The sequence below is a fragment of the Streptomyces sp. 12E genome, assembly GCF_055633275.1.
The window spans coordinates 2,207,140-2,221,843 of sequence record NZ_JBVNCJ010000001.1; the positions used below are offsets into that span (position 1 = coordinate 2,207,140).

Genomic DNA, 14,704 nt, shown 5'->3' on the forward strand with positions numbered 1-14,704 from the left:
GGCTGCGTGTCGTACACAGGTCCCGGTTTCGATCCGCCCCAGCCCCGGAGGTCCCGGCGCGGGCCCCTGACCGTGGCACTCGCCGCGCTGGTGCCGGGCGCGCTGCTCGGATGGGCGGTGTACGCCGCGGTGGGCGGGTCCGGGGACGACGAGGGGCCGGGGAGCGCCGCCGTTCCCGCCTCCCCCTCCGCCTCGTCCCGTACGCCGGCGCCGTCCGCGAGTTCCGGGGGCGGGAAGCCCGGCGCCTCCGCCGCCGCGAGCGGCCCCCTCGCGGGCAAGGTCGTCGTCATCGACCCCGGACACAACCCGGGCAACTTCAAGCACACCGCCGAGATCAACCGCCAGGTGGACATCGGGACGAACCGCAAGGAGTGCGACACCACCGGTACGTCCACCAACGACGGGTACGCGGAGGCCGAGTTCACCCTCGACGTCGCCCACCGGATGCGCGCGCTGCTCGAGAAGCGGGGCGCCACCGTGAAGCTGACCCAGGACGGGGACCGGCCGTTCGGCCCGTGCGTGGACGAGCGGGCCCGGATCGGCAACGAGGCGAAGGCCGACGCCGTCGTCTCGATCCACGCGGACGGCTCGGGCACCGGCAACCGCGGCTTCCATGTGATCCTCCCCGGCGCCGTCGACGCCGGCGCCGCGGACACCCGCGCCATCGTCGAGCCGTCCGGCGACCTCGGTGCGCGCATCGCGGGCACCTTCGTCCGCGTCACCGGCAGCGCGCCCTCCAACTACGTCGGCGACGGTACCGGTCTCGTCACGCGCAAGGACTTGGGCGGTCTCAATCTGTCAACGGTTCCCAAGGTGTTCGTCGAGTGCGGCAACATGCGCGACAGCAAGGACGCGGCGCTGCTGACCAGCGGCGCCTGGCGGCAGAAAGCGGCGCAAGGGATTTCCGAGGGAATCGTGAGCTTCCTGCGCGGGTAGGGATCAGCGCGCTGGTCCGGGCGGACAGCCCGATCCTGCGGACGATAGTGTCCGTCCGTACGATGAGGGGCCACCCCCGCGCTTCACACCGGAACCTTCGGGCGACATGGTGACAGCGACGCCTCTTCCGACGACGAGACGACCTACGAAGGACCTGAAGTGAATATCCGCTCCCTCACTCGAGGCGACGGCGTGGTGATCGGAGCAGCGGTGTTGCTGTTCATCGCGTCGTTCCTCGACCTCTACTCCGTCGACGGCGCACCCGACAGTTACGACCTCCCCAGCCTGTGGGGCAGCGGTCCGGTCGTGCTCGGAGTCGTGCTGGCGGGCCTCATCGGCGCCGCGCTCGTCGTCGTCGCCCGCGGCCTGCCGCAGCCGCCGAAGGTCGCGGGGCTCGACCTCGGCCAGTTCGGCGTCGCCTTCACGGTGTTCGCCGCCTGGAGCGCCCTCGGCAACATCTTCGACGTGGCCGGCGGCATCGACAACGTCGGCGGCGGGTCCTCGGACGGTCCCGACGCCGGCACCGGTCTGATCCTGGCTCTCGTCGCCACGCTCGTCATGGCCGTCGCCGCCATCGCCACCCCCCTGGTGCCCGCCCTCAAGGGCGCGCTCCTCCCGGCCGCCCGTCCCGCCGCCCCGCAGCCCTACGGCGCGCAGCCGCCCGGCGGTTACGGCTACCCGGGCGCGCAGCAGGCCTCGTTCGGCGGTCAGCCGCAGCCGGGCCAGCCGCAGCAGCCCTTCCCGGGCCAGCCGCAGCCGGGCCAGCCCGGTCAGCCGGCTCAGCCGCAGGCGGGTCAGCCCGCTCCGGCGCCCGCCGGGGACTTCTCGCCGTTCTGGTTCGCCGTGCCGGTGCCCCGGCCGCTGTTCCCGGAGGACGGCTCGCCCACGCCGATCGCCGAACTGGCCCCCGGCACCTGGTACCTGGCGGTCGAGCAGCGCGGTCCGTCCCTCGTCGCCCAGACCCAGGACGGCCGCCGCGGCGTCCTCCAGGACACCTCGGGCATCCAGCGCGGCTGACCCGGGCCCCCTCCGCGACGGCCCCCCGCCCACCGGGCGGGGGGCCGTCGCCGTACGGCGGGACCCGTCACGGTCGGCCGGCGCGGACGATGCCGTGCGCGCCGCGCTCCGCGCCGGTCATCACATGGGTGACGAACGGGTGGTCGCCCGCCTCCGGGAAGGGCGGCTCGACGGACCCGCCGGACGCGGGGGCGAGGTCGAGGGCCTGCGCGCCGCCGCGCTCCGCGCCGTCCGGCCGCAGGTCGTACGCGCCCTCGCGGAACACCGTGTCGAACTGGGCGCCCACGGCGTGGAGGGCGCCGGGCACGTTCGGTCCCGCCGTCAGCACCCGGATCCGTACGCGCCCGCCGGTCCTCGCCGTCATCGGGTCGTGGTCGTGCTGGTCGGCGTGCCCGTTGAAGGCGACCGTGTCGGGTTCCTCGGCGTTCGCCTTGCCGGCGTCGGCGATGCCGTTCCGTCCGCCGAGGTGGAACTCCGACTGGACCAGCAGGTACGCGCGGTCCACGCTCGGCAGGCCGGAGGGATCGCCGGTTCCAGCCGCTCCGGCAGCGCGGCCCAAAGGCGTGGCGCCTGCTGCTCACCCACCGCTGGTCCCACGCCGGACTTCCGCGCCGGTCCCGGGCGTCGCGGGTTTCAACCGGACGTTCGGGGCCAGTCGGAGAGTATGTCCCCTCGCTATCGCACTGGTTCCAACTCCGCGGGGACGGTCGTCGCGGTGATCGCGGACATCATGGCCGTCATCCTCGGACTGTGGATCCTCATGTATCTGCTGGACGCCAACCGGGGCAACGACCTGGTGCAGTTCGTCCACGACGCGGCCAACTGGCTGGCCGCCTGGTCACGCGACCTCTTCACGTTCGACGAGGCCTGGGCGCGTGTGGTCGCCGGCTACGGACTCGCCGCCGTCGTCTACCTGTTCATCGGCCACGCCATCGCCGGCCGCCTGCGCCGGTACTGAGCACGCCCCGGCCGGTTCAGGCGGGCGTGCAGCAGTCCGGGGTCAGCCCCCTGGGCAGGCGGTCGCCGCCGAAGACCGCGCAGGTGGCCTCGTGGCCGCCGAGTGCGGCGACCGCCAGCAGCAGGGAGCCGGCGGTCCAGGTGGTCAGCTCGCGCGGCCAGATCGCGCCGTCGTCGAAGACGTAGCCCGTCCAGTACAGGCCGGTCTCCGGATCGCGCAGGTGCTGGATCGACTGGAGCACCTCCAGCGCGCGGTCGGACTCGCCCATCACCCAGAGCGCCAGGGCGAGTTCGGCCGACTCACCGCCGGTCACCCATGGATTGGGCACCACGCAGCGCACCCCGAGTCCGGGGACGACGAAACGCTCCCAGCCCTCCTCGATGCGGGCCTCGGCCTCCGTGCCGGTGAGCGCGCCGCCGAGCACCGGGTAGTACCAGTCCATGGAGTAGCGGTTCTTGTCCAGGAACCGCTCCGGGTGGCGCCGGATCGCGTGCCGCAGCGCGCCCGCCGCCAGCTCCCAGTCCGGCTGCGGCTCCTCGCGCTGCTCGGCGATGGCCAGCGCGCAGCGCAGCGCGTGGTGGACGGAGGAGGAGCCGGTGAGCAGCGCGTCCGCGGTGGGCGTGCCGTCGTCGTCGCGCCGCCAGCCGATCTGCCCGCCGGGCTGCTGCAGCCGCAGCACGAACTCCACCGCCGCGTACACCACCGGCCACATGCGGTCCAGGAACGTGTCGTCGCCCGTGGCGAGGTAGTGGTGCCACACCCCGACCGCGACGTAGGCGACGAAGTTGGTCTCCCGGCCCCGGTCGGTGACGTCGAGCGGGTCGCCGTCGGCGTAGGCCGCGTACCAGGAGCCGTCCGCCAACTGGTGCCGGGCCAGCCAGAGGTAGGCCCGTTCGGCGGCGTCGTGCTCGCCCGCCGTGTCCAGGGCCATCGCGGCCTCGACGTGGTCCCACGGGTCGAGGTGGTGGCCCCGGAACCAGGGGATCGCCCCGTCCTCCCGCTGCCCGGCGAGGATGCCGGCGACGGTCGCGGCGGCCTGGCCGGGCGTGAGCACCCCGGGCAGGACGAGGTGTTCCGTCCGAGGAGTCCGGGGGGTCGTCACGTGGCGTCCGCCTCGGCCTCGGCGCGCGGCAGGTGCGGCTTGGTCGCGTACGCCACGAAGCTCTTGCCGATCAGCGGGTTCAGCGCCTGCTCCGCGACCCGGGTGGCCAGCGGCTTCTTCATGATGTCCCAGACCAGCAGCTTGTGGTACGCCCGTACCGGCAGCGCCTTGTCGTTGTCCACGCCGAACGCGCACTTCAGCCACCAGTACGGCGAGTGCAGCGCGTGCGCGTGGTGGGTGCCGTACGGTTTGAGGCCGGCCCCGCGGATCTTGGCGAGGAGCTCGTCCGCCCTGTAGATGCGGATGTGGCCGCCCTCGACCTCGTGGTAGGCGTCGGACAGGGTCCAGCACACCTTCTCGGGGCCGTAGCGCGGGACGGTGATCGCGATCCGGCCGCCGGGCTTGAGCACGCGCGCCATCTCGGCGAGGACGCCCTTGTCGTCCGGGATGTGCTCCATCACCTCGGAGACGATGACGACGTCGAAGGACTCGTCGGGGAAGGGCAGGGCGAGGGCGTCGCCCTCCATGGCGGTGGCGGTGGCCCCGGCGGGCGCCTCCCCGGCCTCCTTCATCGCCGCGAACCACTTGGCGACCTCGCGGATCTCCTCGCCGTTCCGGTCCAGCGCCACGACCCGCGCACCACGCCGGTAGCACTCGAAGGCGTGCCGGCCGGCTCCGCAGCCGAGGTCCAGGACGCGGTCGCCCGGGGCGAGCGGGAACCGGGAGAAGTCGACGGTCAGCACGTGGCCCTGCTTTCGCGGTCGGAGGTGTCGGCTGTGTTCACGTCTGCGGCGCCCGGGTCCGGGAGGACGTCCGCGGCGGCCGGCGCCGGTTCCTCCGCACGGGCGGCGCCCGTGCCCCGGCCGGCACGGGCCATCGCCTCGCGGTAGCGGGCCACCGTGCCCTGGGCCGCACGCGCCCAGGTGAAGTTCCGCAGCACCCGTTCCCGGCCGGCCGCGCCGAGCCGGGCGCGCAGTCCGGGGTCCGCGAGCAGCCGGGTCAGCGCGGCGGCCAGGGCCCCCGCGTCGCCGGGCGGTACGGCGAGACACGTCTCCCCGTCGCGGCCTGCCACCTCGGGGATCGCCCCGCCGGTCGTGGCGACCAGCGGGGTGCCCGTGGCCATGGCCTCGGCGGCCGGCAGCGAGAACCCCTCGTACAGCGACGGCACGCACGCGACCTGCGCCGACCGCACCAGGTCGACCAGTTCGGCGTCCGAGATGCCCTTGACGAACTCGACGGCGCCCTCGAGGCCGTACCGCTCCACGGCCTGGGCGACGGGCCCCTCCACGGGCCGCTTGCCGACCACGACGAGATGGGCGTCGGGCTGCTCCGCCCGCACCTTCGCCAGCGCCTCGACGAGGAAGACCAGTCCCTTCAGCGGCACGTCCGCGCTGGACGTGGTCACGATCCGCCCGGGTACGACCGGCACCGACGGATCGGGCGCGAACAGGTCGGTGTCGGCGCCGATGTGGACGACGTGGACGCGGTCCCGCCGTACGCCGAGGTCGTCGACGATCTCCTGGCGGGAGCTGCCGGAGACGGTGAGCACGGACGGCAGGCGGCGCGCCACCCGCTTCTGCATCCGGGTGAAGGCGTACCAGCGGCGTACCGAGTACCGCCGCTGCCAGTTCTCCGCGGCGTCCAGCTCCAGCCGGCGGTCGACGGTGATGGGGTGGTGGATGGTGGTCACCAGGGGGGCGCCGAGGTCGCCGAGCAGACCGTAGCCGAGGGTCTGGTTGTCGTGGACGACGTCGAAGTCGCCGCGGCGGGCGCGCAGATGGCGGCGGGCTCGCAGGGAGAACGTCAGCGGCTCGGGGAAGCCGCCGGTCCACATGGTGCCGACCTCCAGCGCGTCGATCCAGTCCCGGTACTCGTCGCGCTTCGGGGTGCGGAAGGGGTCCGGCTGGCGGTAGAGGTCGAGGCTGGGCAGTTCGGTGAGGGTCGGCCCGGTGCGGCCCCCGTCGAGGACGTCGAGCACGGGGTAGGGCTGGGCCCCTATGACCTCGACGCGGTGTCCGAGACGGGCGAGTTCGCGGGAGAGGTGGCGTACGTAGACGCCCTGCCCGCCGCAGAACGGGTTTCCCTTGTAGGTGAGGAGTGCGATGCGGAGCGGTCGCAAGCCGTCGGATGCGGTCCCCTGCGAGGGCCCGGCCTGACTGGCCTCAGCGGTCACTCTGGGCCCCCTTCTCCCTGCACTGTCCCGCGACACTACGTCGGGACGCTCATCTAGAACAAGTTTCAGAGTTGATCGTTCGGAGGATCCGAATCTACCGGCAGGTAGGGGTACTGGCAGCAGTGGATCAGGTGATTCACGCCACGACGGACGGCATGCCATGCTGTCCGATCATCCACCCTCACCGACTGTCACGGACGGGACCCATGCCTACGGAAGCCAACAGGGACGAGGAGGCCAGGGCAGCCACGACGGCCGGGGCGTGCGGGGCGGCGGCGGGAGCCGGCACCGCGCCGCCCGCCCCGGCCTCACCGCTCACCGAGCGCCAGGAGGCACGCCGGCGCCGCATCCTGCGGACCTGCGCGCGGCTGGCCGGCCGGGGCGGCTTCGACGCGGTGCAGATGCGTGAGGTCGCGGAGTCCTCGCAGGTGGCGCTCGGCACGCTGTACCGCTACTTCCCTTCCAAGATCCATCTCCTGGTCGCCACCATGCGGGACCAGCTGGAGACCCTGCACGACACGCTGCGGAAGGAGCCGCCGGTCGGCGAGACCCCGGCCGAGCGGGTCGCGGAGACCCTGATGCGGGCCTTTCGCGCCCTTCAGCGGGAGCCGCACCTGGCCGACGCGATGGTGCGCGCCCTGACCTTCGCGGACCGCAGCGTGAGCCCGGAGGTGGACCAGGTCTCCCGGCGGACCACGGCGATCATCCTGGACGCCGTGGAGCTCGTCGATCCCACGCCCGAGCAGCTCTCGGCCGTCCGGGTCATCGAGCACACCTGGCACTCGGCCCTGATCACCTGGCTCTCGGGCCGCGCCTCCCTCGCCCAGGTCGAGACCGACATAGAGACGGTGTGCCGCCTGATGGACCTGACGGCCCCGAAGAGCGCCGACGGCGGCTGACGTGCCCGCCGACCGCCGCTGGCAGCCGTCGGCGGCCGTCGGCGAAAGTTTCGCATCCTTTCCGCCGACGCCCGCGTCGAACTTCCCCCTCCACACCCCCTCCCGCACCGGCGAGTTCCGTCATGCGTGAACGATTGACCGCCTCTTCGGCGGCCCGTATCGTCACCGCGACAATTCGGAGCCGAGTCCGAAACTTTCGATCGACCGCACGGCGGCAATCCCGCCCATCCGCAGCACGGGACACACCGGAGAAGGGATGACATGCGCATGATCAGAAAGCGAACGGGGACGAGAACCGGAGGCGGCGGCCCCGCGCGCGACCGGCTGCGCTCCGCCCTCGGCGCCACCACCACCGCCCTGCTCACCGCCACCGCGCTCGCCGCGCTCCCCCAGACCACCGCCCACGCCGCCGACACCCTGGGCACGGCGGCGGCCGAGAAGGGCCGCTACTTCGGCGCCGCCGTGGCCGCGTACCGCCTCGGCGAGGCGCCGTACACCGCCACCCTCGACCGCGAGTTCAGCTCGGTGACGCCCGAGAACGAGATGAAGTGGGACGCCGTCGAGCCGCGCCGCGGCACCTTCCTCTTCAGCCGCGCCGACCAGATCGTGGACCACGCCCGGAGCAAGGGCATGGAGGTCCGCGGACACGGCCTGGTCCGGCACTCGCAGCTGCCGAGCTGGGTCCCCAGACTCGGCGCGAGCGAGCTCCGGTCGGCCATGAACAACCACATCACCCAGGTCATGACCCACTACAAGGGCGAGATCCACTCCTGGGACGTGGTCAGCGAGGCGTTCCAGGACGGCGGCAGCGGCGCCCGGCGCAACTCGCCCTTCCAGCAAAAGCTCGGCAACGGCTTCATCGAGGAGGCCTTCCGCACCGCCCGGGCCGCCGACCCGAACGCCAAGCTCTGCTACAACGACTACAACACCGAGGGCGTCAACGCGAAGAGCGACGCCGTCCACGCCATGGTCAAGGACTTCAAGTCCCGCGGCGTGCCGATCGACTGCGTCGGCTTCCAGTCCCACTTCGACCCCACCTCCCCGGTCCCCTCCGACTACCGGGCCAACCTGCAGCGCTTCGCCGACCTCGGCGTCGACGTGCAGATCACCGAACTGGACATCGAGGGCTCCGGCCAGGCCCAGGCCACCGACTACGGCAACGTCGTACGGGCCTGCCTCGCGGTGCCGCGCTGCACCGGCATCACGGTGTGGGGCATCCCGGACAAGTACTCGTGGCGGTCGACCGGCACTCCCCTGCTGTTCGACAACGACTACAACAAGAAGCCGGCGTACGACGCCGTGCTGAGCGCTCTCGGCGGCGGCGACCCGGGCGACCCGGACGCGGCCTGCACCGCCACCCACACCACGGCGGAGCAGTGGAGCGGCGGCTACAACGGCGAGGTGACGATCACCGCGGGCGATTCGCCGATCACCGCCCGGAGCGTGAACGTCACCATGCCCGCCCCGCAGAAGGGCGTCTCCGTCCGGAACGGCTCACCCGCCCGGGACGGCGGCGGCAACGTCATGACGGTGCGCTCCAGTGGGAACGGCTCCCTCGCGGCCGGGGCCTCGACCGGCTTCGGCTTCACCGTGAACGGCGGCGCCACGCCCCCGCCACAGGTCGGCGCCTGCACGGCGTCCTGACCCGCTCCGCCCGCACCCGCGCCCCGCTCCGGGGCGCGGGTGCGGTGCGCGTCCCGCGTGACCTCACTCACCGAAGCCACCCCCGGCTCCTTCCCTACGGGCGGGTAGAGTGTCGGCGTCGTCATCACACCGTACGGGGGGAAGCCGGTGCAATTCCGGCGCTGACCCGCAACCGTGAGCCGTCCGCCGGGACGGTGAGCCGGACTGCCCCGCACGGTTCGTGACCGGCTCGCGTGCCCGGCGGACCCGCCGGCGCACCGGCGCCGTCGAGGTATACGGAGCCGAGCCGCCGGGGTGTCCCGCGCTGCCCGGCTCCCCGCAGGGAAGGCACCCGCCGATCATGAACGTCCGCCACAGCGCAGCGGTCCTGGCCGCCGTCGCCGTGATCGGCGCCGCCACTCCGGCCGCCGCCGACACCTCCCCGTCCCCGTCGCCGTCCCAGGCGCTCCCCTCCGCCCTGTACGGCGACGGCGACCCGCAGTACGACGGCGTCTGGCGCCAGTCACTCGCCCTGCTCGCCCTGCACACGGCCGGCGTGGAGCCGGCGAAGGCGGCCGTCGACTGGCTCACCGGGCAGCAGTGCGCCGACGGCTCCTTCGCCCCGTACCGCGCCGACACCTCCGGGGCGTGCGACGCGAAGACGATGGTCGACACCAACCAGACCGCCGCCGCCGTCCAGGCCCTCGCCGCGCTCGGCGGCCACGACGACGTCACGAAGAAGGCCGTCGACTGGCTGAAGTCCGCGCAGAACGAGGACGGCGGCTGGGGCTACACGGCGGGCGGCGCCAGCGACACCAACTCCACCTCCGTCGTCATCGGCGCGCTCGCGGCCGTCGGTGAGAAGCCGGCCGAGGTGAAGAAGGACGGCAGGTCCCCCTACGACGCCCTGCTGGAGCTGGCGCTGCCCTGCGAGGGCGACGGCGCGGGCGCCTTCGCCTTCCAGCCGGACAAGAAGGGCGAGCTGGTCGCCAACGCGGACGCGACGGCGGCGGGCGTGCTCGGCTCGCTCGGTGCGGGCCTGGTCGTCGAGCCCGGCCGGAGCGGGGAGCCGAAGGACGCCGCCTGCGAGCAGGCCGACACCCCCGAGCAGGCCGCCGCCAACGGCGCCGCCCACCTCATGGACGTCCTCGCCGAGGACGGCCACCTCACCTCCGCCCTCGCCGGCGCCGAGGACCAGCCCGACTACGGCAACACCGCCGACGCGGTGGTCGCGCTCGCCGCCCTGGGCGCCGGCGAGCAGGCGGAGAAGTCCCTGGCCTGGCTGGAGGAGAACGCCGCCGACTGGGCGGCGCAGAGCGGTCCCGCCGCCTACGCCCAGCTCATCCTCGCGGCCCGTGCGACGGGTGCGGACCCGCGCGACTTCGGCGGCACGGACCTGGTGAAGCAGCTGGGCGCGACCGGCCCGGCCGCTCCCGAGAGGACCGCCGAGGCGAAGAGCGACGACGAGAAGAAGGACGAGTCGGACTCCGGCTTCGGCGTCTGGTGGTTCGTCGGCGTCTGCCTGGTCGCCGGCGTCGGCATCGGCTTCCTGATCAGCGGCCGTACGAAGCGGCAGCAGCCGTGATCCGCCGGGTCACCGTCCTGTTCCTGGCCGCGCTCCTGCCCCTGTCGGCGGGCGCGGGCCAGGCGCAGGCCGCCGGCTACCGCTACTGGTCGTTCTGGGAGCGGGACGGGACGGCATGGACGTACGCCGGCCAGGGCCCGTCCCTCGCCCGCCCCGCCGACGGCGATGTCCACGGCTTCCGCTTCTCCGTCAGCGAGAACTCCGCCGACGCGGCGGAGCCCCGCGGCGCCGCCGACTTCGACACCATCTGCGCGAAGACCCCGGCGGCCGACGGCACGAAGCGCGTGGCCCTGGTCATCGACTTCGGCACCCCCGCCGACGCCCCCTCCGGCGAAACCCCGCCGGCCGGCCGCACGGCCTGCGCCCAGGTCCCCGAGGACGCCACCACGGCCGAGGCCCTGGCCGCGGTCGCCGAACCCCTCCGCTACGACACCAGCGCCCTGCTGTGCGCGATAGCGGGCTACCCGGAGAAGGGCTGCGGCGAGCAGGTCTCGACGGACGGGAACCCCGCACCCGCGGAGGAGAGGACCGAGCCGGACGACGCGGACGGCCCGTCGGTGGGCCTGATGGCCGGAATCGCCGTGGTGGCCCTCCTCGGAGCGGCAGCCGTCTGGCAGACCCGCCGCCGTGCCTCGTAACCGCGGGCAGTCGCGCCTCCCCCGGGGCGAGGAGAGCACCTCCGCCCGGCACACGCCCCGCCCCCCGCTCCACCCCGGCGCCTGGTGGCTCTGGGCCCTCTCCCTGGGCACCGCGGCCACCCGCACCACCAACCCCCTCCTGCTCGCCCTCCTCATCACCGTCTCCGCCCACGTCGTGGCGGCCCGCCGCCCCCACGCCCCCTGGTCCCGCTCCTACGGCGCCTTCGTCAAGCTCGCCCTCGCCGTCCTCCTCGTCCGCCTCGCCTTCGCCGTGCTCCTCGGCTCCCCCATCCCCGGCACGCACGTGCTCGTGCACCTCCCCGAGGTCCCCCTCCCCCACTGGGCCCAGGGCATCCGCCTCGGCGGCGAGGTCACCGCCGAGGCCCTCGCCTTCGCCCTGTACGACGCCCTCCGCCTCGCCACCCTGCTCATCTGCGTGGGCGCCGCGAACGCCCTCGCCAACCCCTCCCGCCTGCTCAAGTCCCTCCCCGGCGCCCTGTACGAACTCGGCGTGGCCGTCGTCGTGGCCCTCACCTTCGCGCCCCACCTGATCGCCGACGTCCGGCGCCTGCGCGCCGCCCGCCGGCTGCGGGGCCGGCCCGACAAGGGCGTCCGCGGTCTGCTCCAGGTCGGGCTCCCGGTGCTGGAGGGCGCGCTGGAGCGCTCGGTCTCCCTCGCCGCCGCGATGGACGCCCGCGGATACGGCCGTACCGCCGCCGTCCCGCCCGCCGTCCGGCGCGCCACCGCCGCCCTCACCCTCGGCGGTCTGCTCGGCGTCTGCGCGGGGACGTACGGACTGCTCACCGCCGAGGGCGGCGCCTACGGCCTGCCCGTCCTCCTCGCCGGTGTCGCCGCCGCCCTCGGCGGCCTGTGGCTCGGCGGCCGGCGCACCCTGCGCACCCGCTACCGCCCCGACCCCTGGGGCGCCCGCGCCTGGCTGGTCACGGCGTCCGGAGCCGCCGTGGCCGCCCTCCTGACCCTCGCCGCCTCCCGCGACCCGGCGGCCCTGCACCCCGGCGTGGTCCCGCTGGTCGCGCCCACCCTCCCCCTGTGGCCGGCGGCGGCCGTCCTGATCGGCCTGCTCCCCGCCTTCGTCACCCCCGCCCCCGAGCCCGCGCACACCCGCAAGGAGCCGACGACGTGATCCGCTTCGAGAACGTGTCGGTGACGTACGACGGAATGGCCGAACCCGCCGTCCACGGAGTCGACTTCGAGGTCCCCGAGGGGGAACTGGTCCTCCTCGTCGGCCCGTCCGGCGTCGGCAAGTCGACGGTGCTGGGCGCGGTGAGCGGTCTGGTCCCGCACTTCACCGGCGGGACCCTGCACGGCAGGGTCACGGTCGCCGGCCGCGACACCCGCACCCACGAACCGCGCGAACTCGCCGATGTCGTGGGCACGGTGGGCCAGGATCCGCCCTCCCACTTCGTGACGGACACGGTGGAGGACGAACTCGCCTACGGCATGGAGTCGTTGGGCCTCCCGCCGGATGTGATGCGGCGCAGGGTCGAGGAGACCCTGGACCTTCTCGGCCTCGCCGGTCTCCGCGACCGCCCCATCGCCACCCTCTCCGGCGGCCAGCAACAGCGGGTCGCCATCGGCTCGGTCCTCACCCCCCACCCCCGGGTGCTGGTCCTCGACGAACCGACGTCCGCGCTCGACCCGGCCGCCGCCGAGGAGGTCCTGGCCGTCCTCCAGCGCCTGGTCCACGACCTGGGCACCACCGTCCTCATGGCCGAGCACCGGCTGGAACGCGTCGTCCAGTACGCCGACCAGGTGGCCCTGCTGCCGGGCCCCGGCGAGCGGCCGCGGCTCGGCGCCCCGTCGGAGGTGATGGCGGTCTCCCCCGTCCGCCCTCCGGTGGTCGACCTGGGCCGCCTGGCCGGCTGGTCCCCCCTGCCCCTGACGGTCCGCGACGCCCGGCGCGCGGCGGGCCCGTTGCGCGACCGCCTCGCCGGCGGGCGGCCGCCCGCCCGGGAACCCGGGCCGCCGGCCCCCGCCGCCCGACGCCTGTTCCCGCGCAGGAAGCCCGACGCGCCCGCCCCCGCCCACGTGGCCGAGGTCCGCTCCCTCGCGGTCCGCCGCGACCGTGTCCAGGCCCTGCGCCACATCGACCTGACCGTCGCCCCCGGCGAGACGATCGCCCTCATGGGCCGCAACGGCGCCGGGAAGTCGACGCTGCTCAGCGCGCTGGTGGGCCTGGTCGCCCCGTCCTCGGGCTCGGTCCGCGCCGGCGACGCGGTCCCCCACCGCACCCGCCCCCGCGACCTGGTCCGCCGCGTCGGTCTGGTCCCCCAGGAACCCCGCGACCTCCTGTACGCCGACACGGTCGCGGCGGAGTGCGCGGCCGCCGACGGTGACGCGGGCGCCGAGCCCGGCACCTGCCGCGCCCTGCTGACCGAGCTGCTCCCCTCGGTGGCCGACGACACCCACCCCCGCGACCTGTCCGAGGGCCAGCGCCTGACCCTCGCCCTGGCGGTCGTCCTCACCGCGCGCCCGCCCCTGCTCCTCCTCGACGAGCCGACCCGCGGCCTGGACTACGCGGCGAAGGCCCGCCTGGTGGCGATCCTGCGCGCACTGGCCGCCGAGGGCCACGCGATCGTCATGGCCACGCACGACGTGGAACTGGCGGCGGAACTCGCCCACCGGGTGGTCCTGCTCGCCGAGGGAGAGGTGATCGCGGACGGCCCGGCGGCGGAGGTGGTCGTGGCGTCCCCGTCCTTCGCCCCGCAGGTGGCGAAGATCCTGGCCCCGCAGCAGTGGCTCACGGTCTCCCAGGTCCGAAAGGCGCTGGAGCGATGACCGCCACCACAGGACGGCGGACGGACCGCCAGGCCCGGGCCGTCCGCCTGGGACCGCGTTCCTGGCTGGCCCTCGCCCTGGTCAGCGCGGTGGGCGTGGCCGGCTTCGGCTGGCCGTTCCTCGCCCCGCCCGCCTCGTCGCTGAACGCCCACGCCCAGGACGCCCCGTGGCTCTTCGCGGGCCTGCTGGTCCTCCTGGTCGCGGTCGTGGCGGCGACGATCTCGGAGTCGGGCCTGGGCCCGAAGGCGGTGGCGATGCTCGGCGTCCTCGCGGCGGCCGGCGCGGCCCTGCGCCCCATCGGCGCGGGCACGGCCGGCCTGGAGCCCATGTTCTTCCTCATGGTCCTCAGCGGCAGGGTCCTCGGCCCCGGCTTCGGCTTCGTCCTCGGCTCGGTGACGATGTTCTCGTCCGCGCTGCTCACCGGCGGCGTCGGCCCGTGGCTCCCGTTCCAGATGCTGGCGATGGGCTGGTTCACGACGGGCGCGGGCCTTCTGCCGGGCCCCGACCGCCTGCGCGGCCGTGCGGAGGTCTGGATGCTCGCCGGGTACGGCTTCCTGGCCGCCTTCGCCTACGGCACGGTGATGAACATGGCGGGCTGGCCCTTCATGTCCGCCCTGGCCTCGAACATCTCCTTCTCCCCCGACGCGTCGCTCCCCGCCAACCTGGCCCGTTTCGCGGCCTACTGCCTGGCGACGTCCCTCGGCTGGGACCTGGGCCGTGCCCTGGTCACGGTCGTCCTGACCCTCACCGTGGGCCCCTCCCTCCTCAAGGCCCTCCGCCGGGCCACCCGCAGGGCGGCCTTCGAGGCCCCGGTCACATTCGGGGACGCCCCTGAGCGATCCCCCGCTCACCCCCCGCGACCGGGACGGTGAACCACCCCACATGACCCGCCTCACATACGACCCTGCACCGTAGCGGCGCACCGGGGCCGCGCGGGGCGTCCCCGCTCCTCGCACCGGTCTCTCCGACCTTCG

14 protein-coding genes are annotated in these 14,704 nt (G+C 74.2%); 10 read left to right on the plus strand and 4 right to left on the minus strand.

Annotated features, from left to right (window positions below):
* The first annotated feature begins 6 nt into the window (after window positions 1-6).
* Both ACZ8ZB_RS10385 and ACZ8ZB_RS10390 read left to right on the plus strand, forming a co-directional pair.
* Window positions 7-936, plus strand: a complete 930-nt coding sequence (locus tag ACZ8ZB_RS10385) for an N-acetylmuramoyl-L-alanine amidase (RefSeq protein ID WP_470737416.1) — start codon at window positions 7-9, stop codon at window positions 934-936.
* A gap of 159 nt (window positions 937-1,095) precedes the next feature.
* Window positions 1,096-1,953 carry a hypothetical protein gene (locus tag ACZ8ZB_RS10390; RefSeq protein ID WP_470737417.1) on the plus strand — a complete coding sequence of 286 codons (858 nt, stop codon included), beginning with the start codon at window positions 1,096-1,098 and terminating at the stop codon, window positions 1,951-1,953.
* A 67-nt stretch (window positions 1,954-2,020) separates the two neighbouring features.
* Here ACZ8ZB_RS10390 and ACZ8ZB_RS10395 read toward each other — a convergent pair whose 3' ends face one another.
* Entirely contained in the window at window positions 2,021-2,458 is a 438-nt protein-coding gene (locus ACZ8ZB_RS10395; protein ID WP_470737418.1) for a cupredoxin domain-containing protein, read from the minus strand.
* Between the two features lie 159 nt (window positions 2,459-2,617).
* Here ACZ8ZB_RS10395 and ACZ8ZB_RS10400 point away from each other — a divergent pair, with 159 nt between their 5' ends.
* Complete coding sequence (locus tag ACZ8ZB_RS10400) at window positions 2,618-2,911, plus strand: hypothetical protein (protein ID WP_470737419.1); 294 nt, start codon at window positions 2,618-2,620, stop codon at window positions 2,909-2,911.
* 16 nt (window positions 2,912-2,927) lie between these two features.
* Here the strand turns inward: ACZ8ZB_RS10400 and ACZ8ZB_RS10405 are convergent, their stop codons facing one another.
* Genes ACZ8ZB_RS10405 through ACZ8ZB_RS10415 form a run of 3 tightly spaced genes read right to left on the minus strand, consistent with a single transcriptional unit; the run spans window position 2,928 to window position 6,186 of the window.
* Entirely contained in the window at window positions 2,928-4,013 is a 1,086-nt protein-coding gene (locus ACZ8ZB_RS10405; RefSeq protein WP_470737420.1) for a prenyltransferase/squalene oxidase repeat-containing protein, read from the minus strand.
* Window positions 4,010-4,756: a class I SAM-dependent methyltransferase gene (locus tag ACZ8ZB_RS10410; RefSeq protein WP_470737421.1), complete on the minus strand. Its 747-nt coding sequence runs from the start codon at window positions 4,754-4,756 to the stop codon at window positions 4,010-4,012. Before ACZ8ZB_RS10410 ends, ACZ8ZB_RS10405 begins: the two co-directional genes overlap by 4 nt.
* Window positions 4,750-6,186, minus strand: a complete 1,437-nt coding sequence (locus tag ACZ8ZB_RS10415) for a glycosyltransferase family 4 protein (RefSeq protein ID WP_470737422.1) — start codon at window positions 6,184-6,186, stop codon at window positions 4,750-4,752. The genes ACZ8ZB_RS10410 and ACZ8ZB_RS10415 overlap by 7 nt, the downstream gene beginning before the upstream one ends.
* A gap of 206 nt (window positions 6,187-6,392) precedes the next feature.
* Between ACZ8ZB_RS10415 and ACZ8ZB_RS10420 the strand changes: the two genes are divergently transcribed.
* From ACZ8ZB_RS10420 to ACZ8ZB_RS10450, 7 genes are all read left to right on the plus strand, one after another.
* A complete protein-coding gene (locus ACZ8ZB_RS10420; RefSeq protein ID WP_470737423.1) occupies window positions 6,393-7,085 on the plus strand; it encodes a TetR family transcriptional regulator in 693 nt (230 codons plus the stop codon).
* Between the two features lie 261 nt (window positions 7,086-7,346).
* On the plus strand, window positions 7,347-8,729 hold the full coding sequence (locus tag ACZ8ZB_RS10425; protein ID WP_470737424.1) for a glycoside hydrolase family 10 protein: 1,383 nt from the start codon (window positions 7,347-7,349) through the stop codon (window positions 8,727-8,729).
* A 340-nt stretch (window positions 8,730-9,069) separates the two neighbouring features.
* Window positions 9,070-10,293, plus strand: a complete 1,224-nt coding sequence (locus ACZ8ZB_RS10430; RefSeq protein WP_470737425.1) for a prenyltransferase/squalene oxidase repeat-containing protein — start codon at window positions 9,070-9,072, stop codon at window positions 10,291-10,293.
* Window positions 10,290-10,931 carry an SCO2322 family protein gene (locus ACZ8ZB_RS10435; RefSeq protein ID WP_470737426.1) on the plus strand — a complete coding sequence of 214 codons (642 nt, stop codon included), beginning with the start codon at window positions 10,290-10,292 and terminating at the stop codon, window positions 10,929-10,931. The genes ACZ8ZB_RS10430 and ACZ8ZB_RS10435 overlap by 4 nt, the downstream gene beginning before the upstream one ends.
* The gene (locus tag ACZ8ZB_RS10440) at window positions 10,921-12,075 is read left to right on the plus strand and encodes an energy-coupling factor transporter transmembrane component T (protein ID WP_470737427.1); all 1,155 of its coding nucleotides are present in this window, start codon (window positions 10,921-10,923) and stop codon (window positions 12,073-12,075) included. The genes ACZ8ZB_RS10435 and ACZ8ZB_RS10440 overlap by 11 nt, the downstream gene beginning before the upstream one ends.
* The gene (locus tag ACZ8ZB_RS10445) at window positions 12,072-13,730 is read left to right on the plus strand and encodes an ABC transporter ATP-binding protein (protein WP_470737428.1); all 1,659 of its coding nucleotides are present in this window, start codon (window positions 12,072-12,074) and stop codon (window positions 13,728-13,730) included. The genes ACZ8ZB_RS10440 and ACZ8ZB_RS10445 overlap by 4 nt, the downstream gene beginning before the upstream one ends.
* Window positions 13,727-14,602, plus strand: a complete 876-nt coding sequence (locus tag ACZ8ZB_RS10450) for an ECF transporter S component (RefSeq protein ID WP_470737429.1) — start codon at window positions 13,727-13,729, stop codon at window positions 14,600-14,602. The genes ACZ8ZB_RS10445 and ACZ8ZB_RS10450 overlap by 4 nt, the downstream gene beginning before the upstream one ends.
* Window positions 14,603-14,704: the final 102 nt, after the last annotated feature.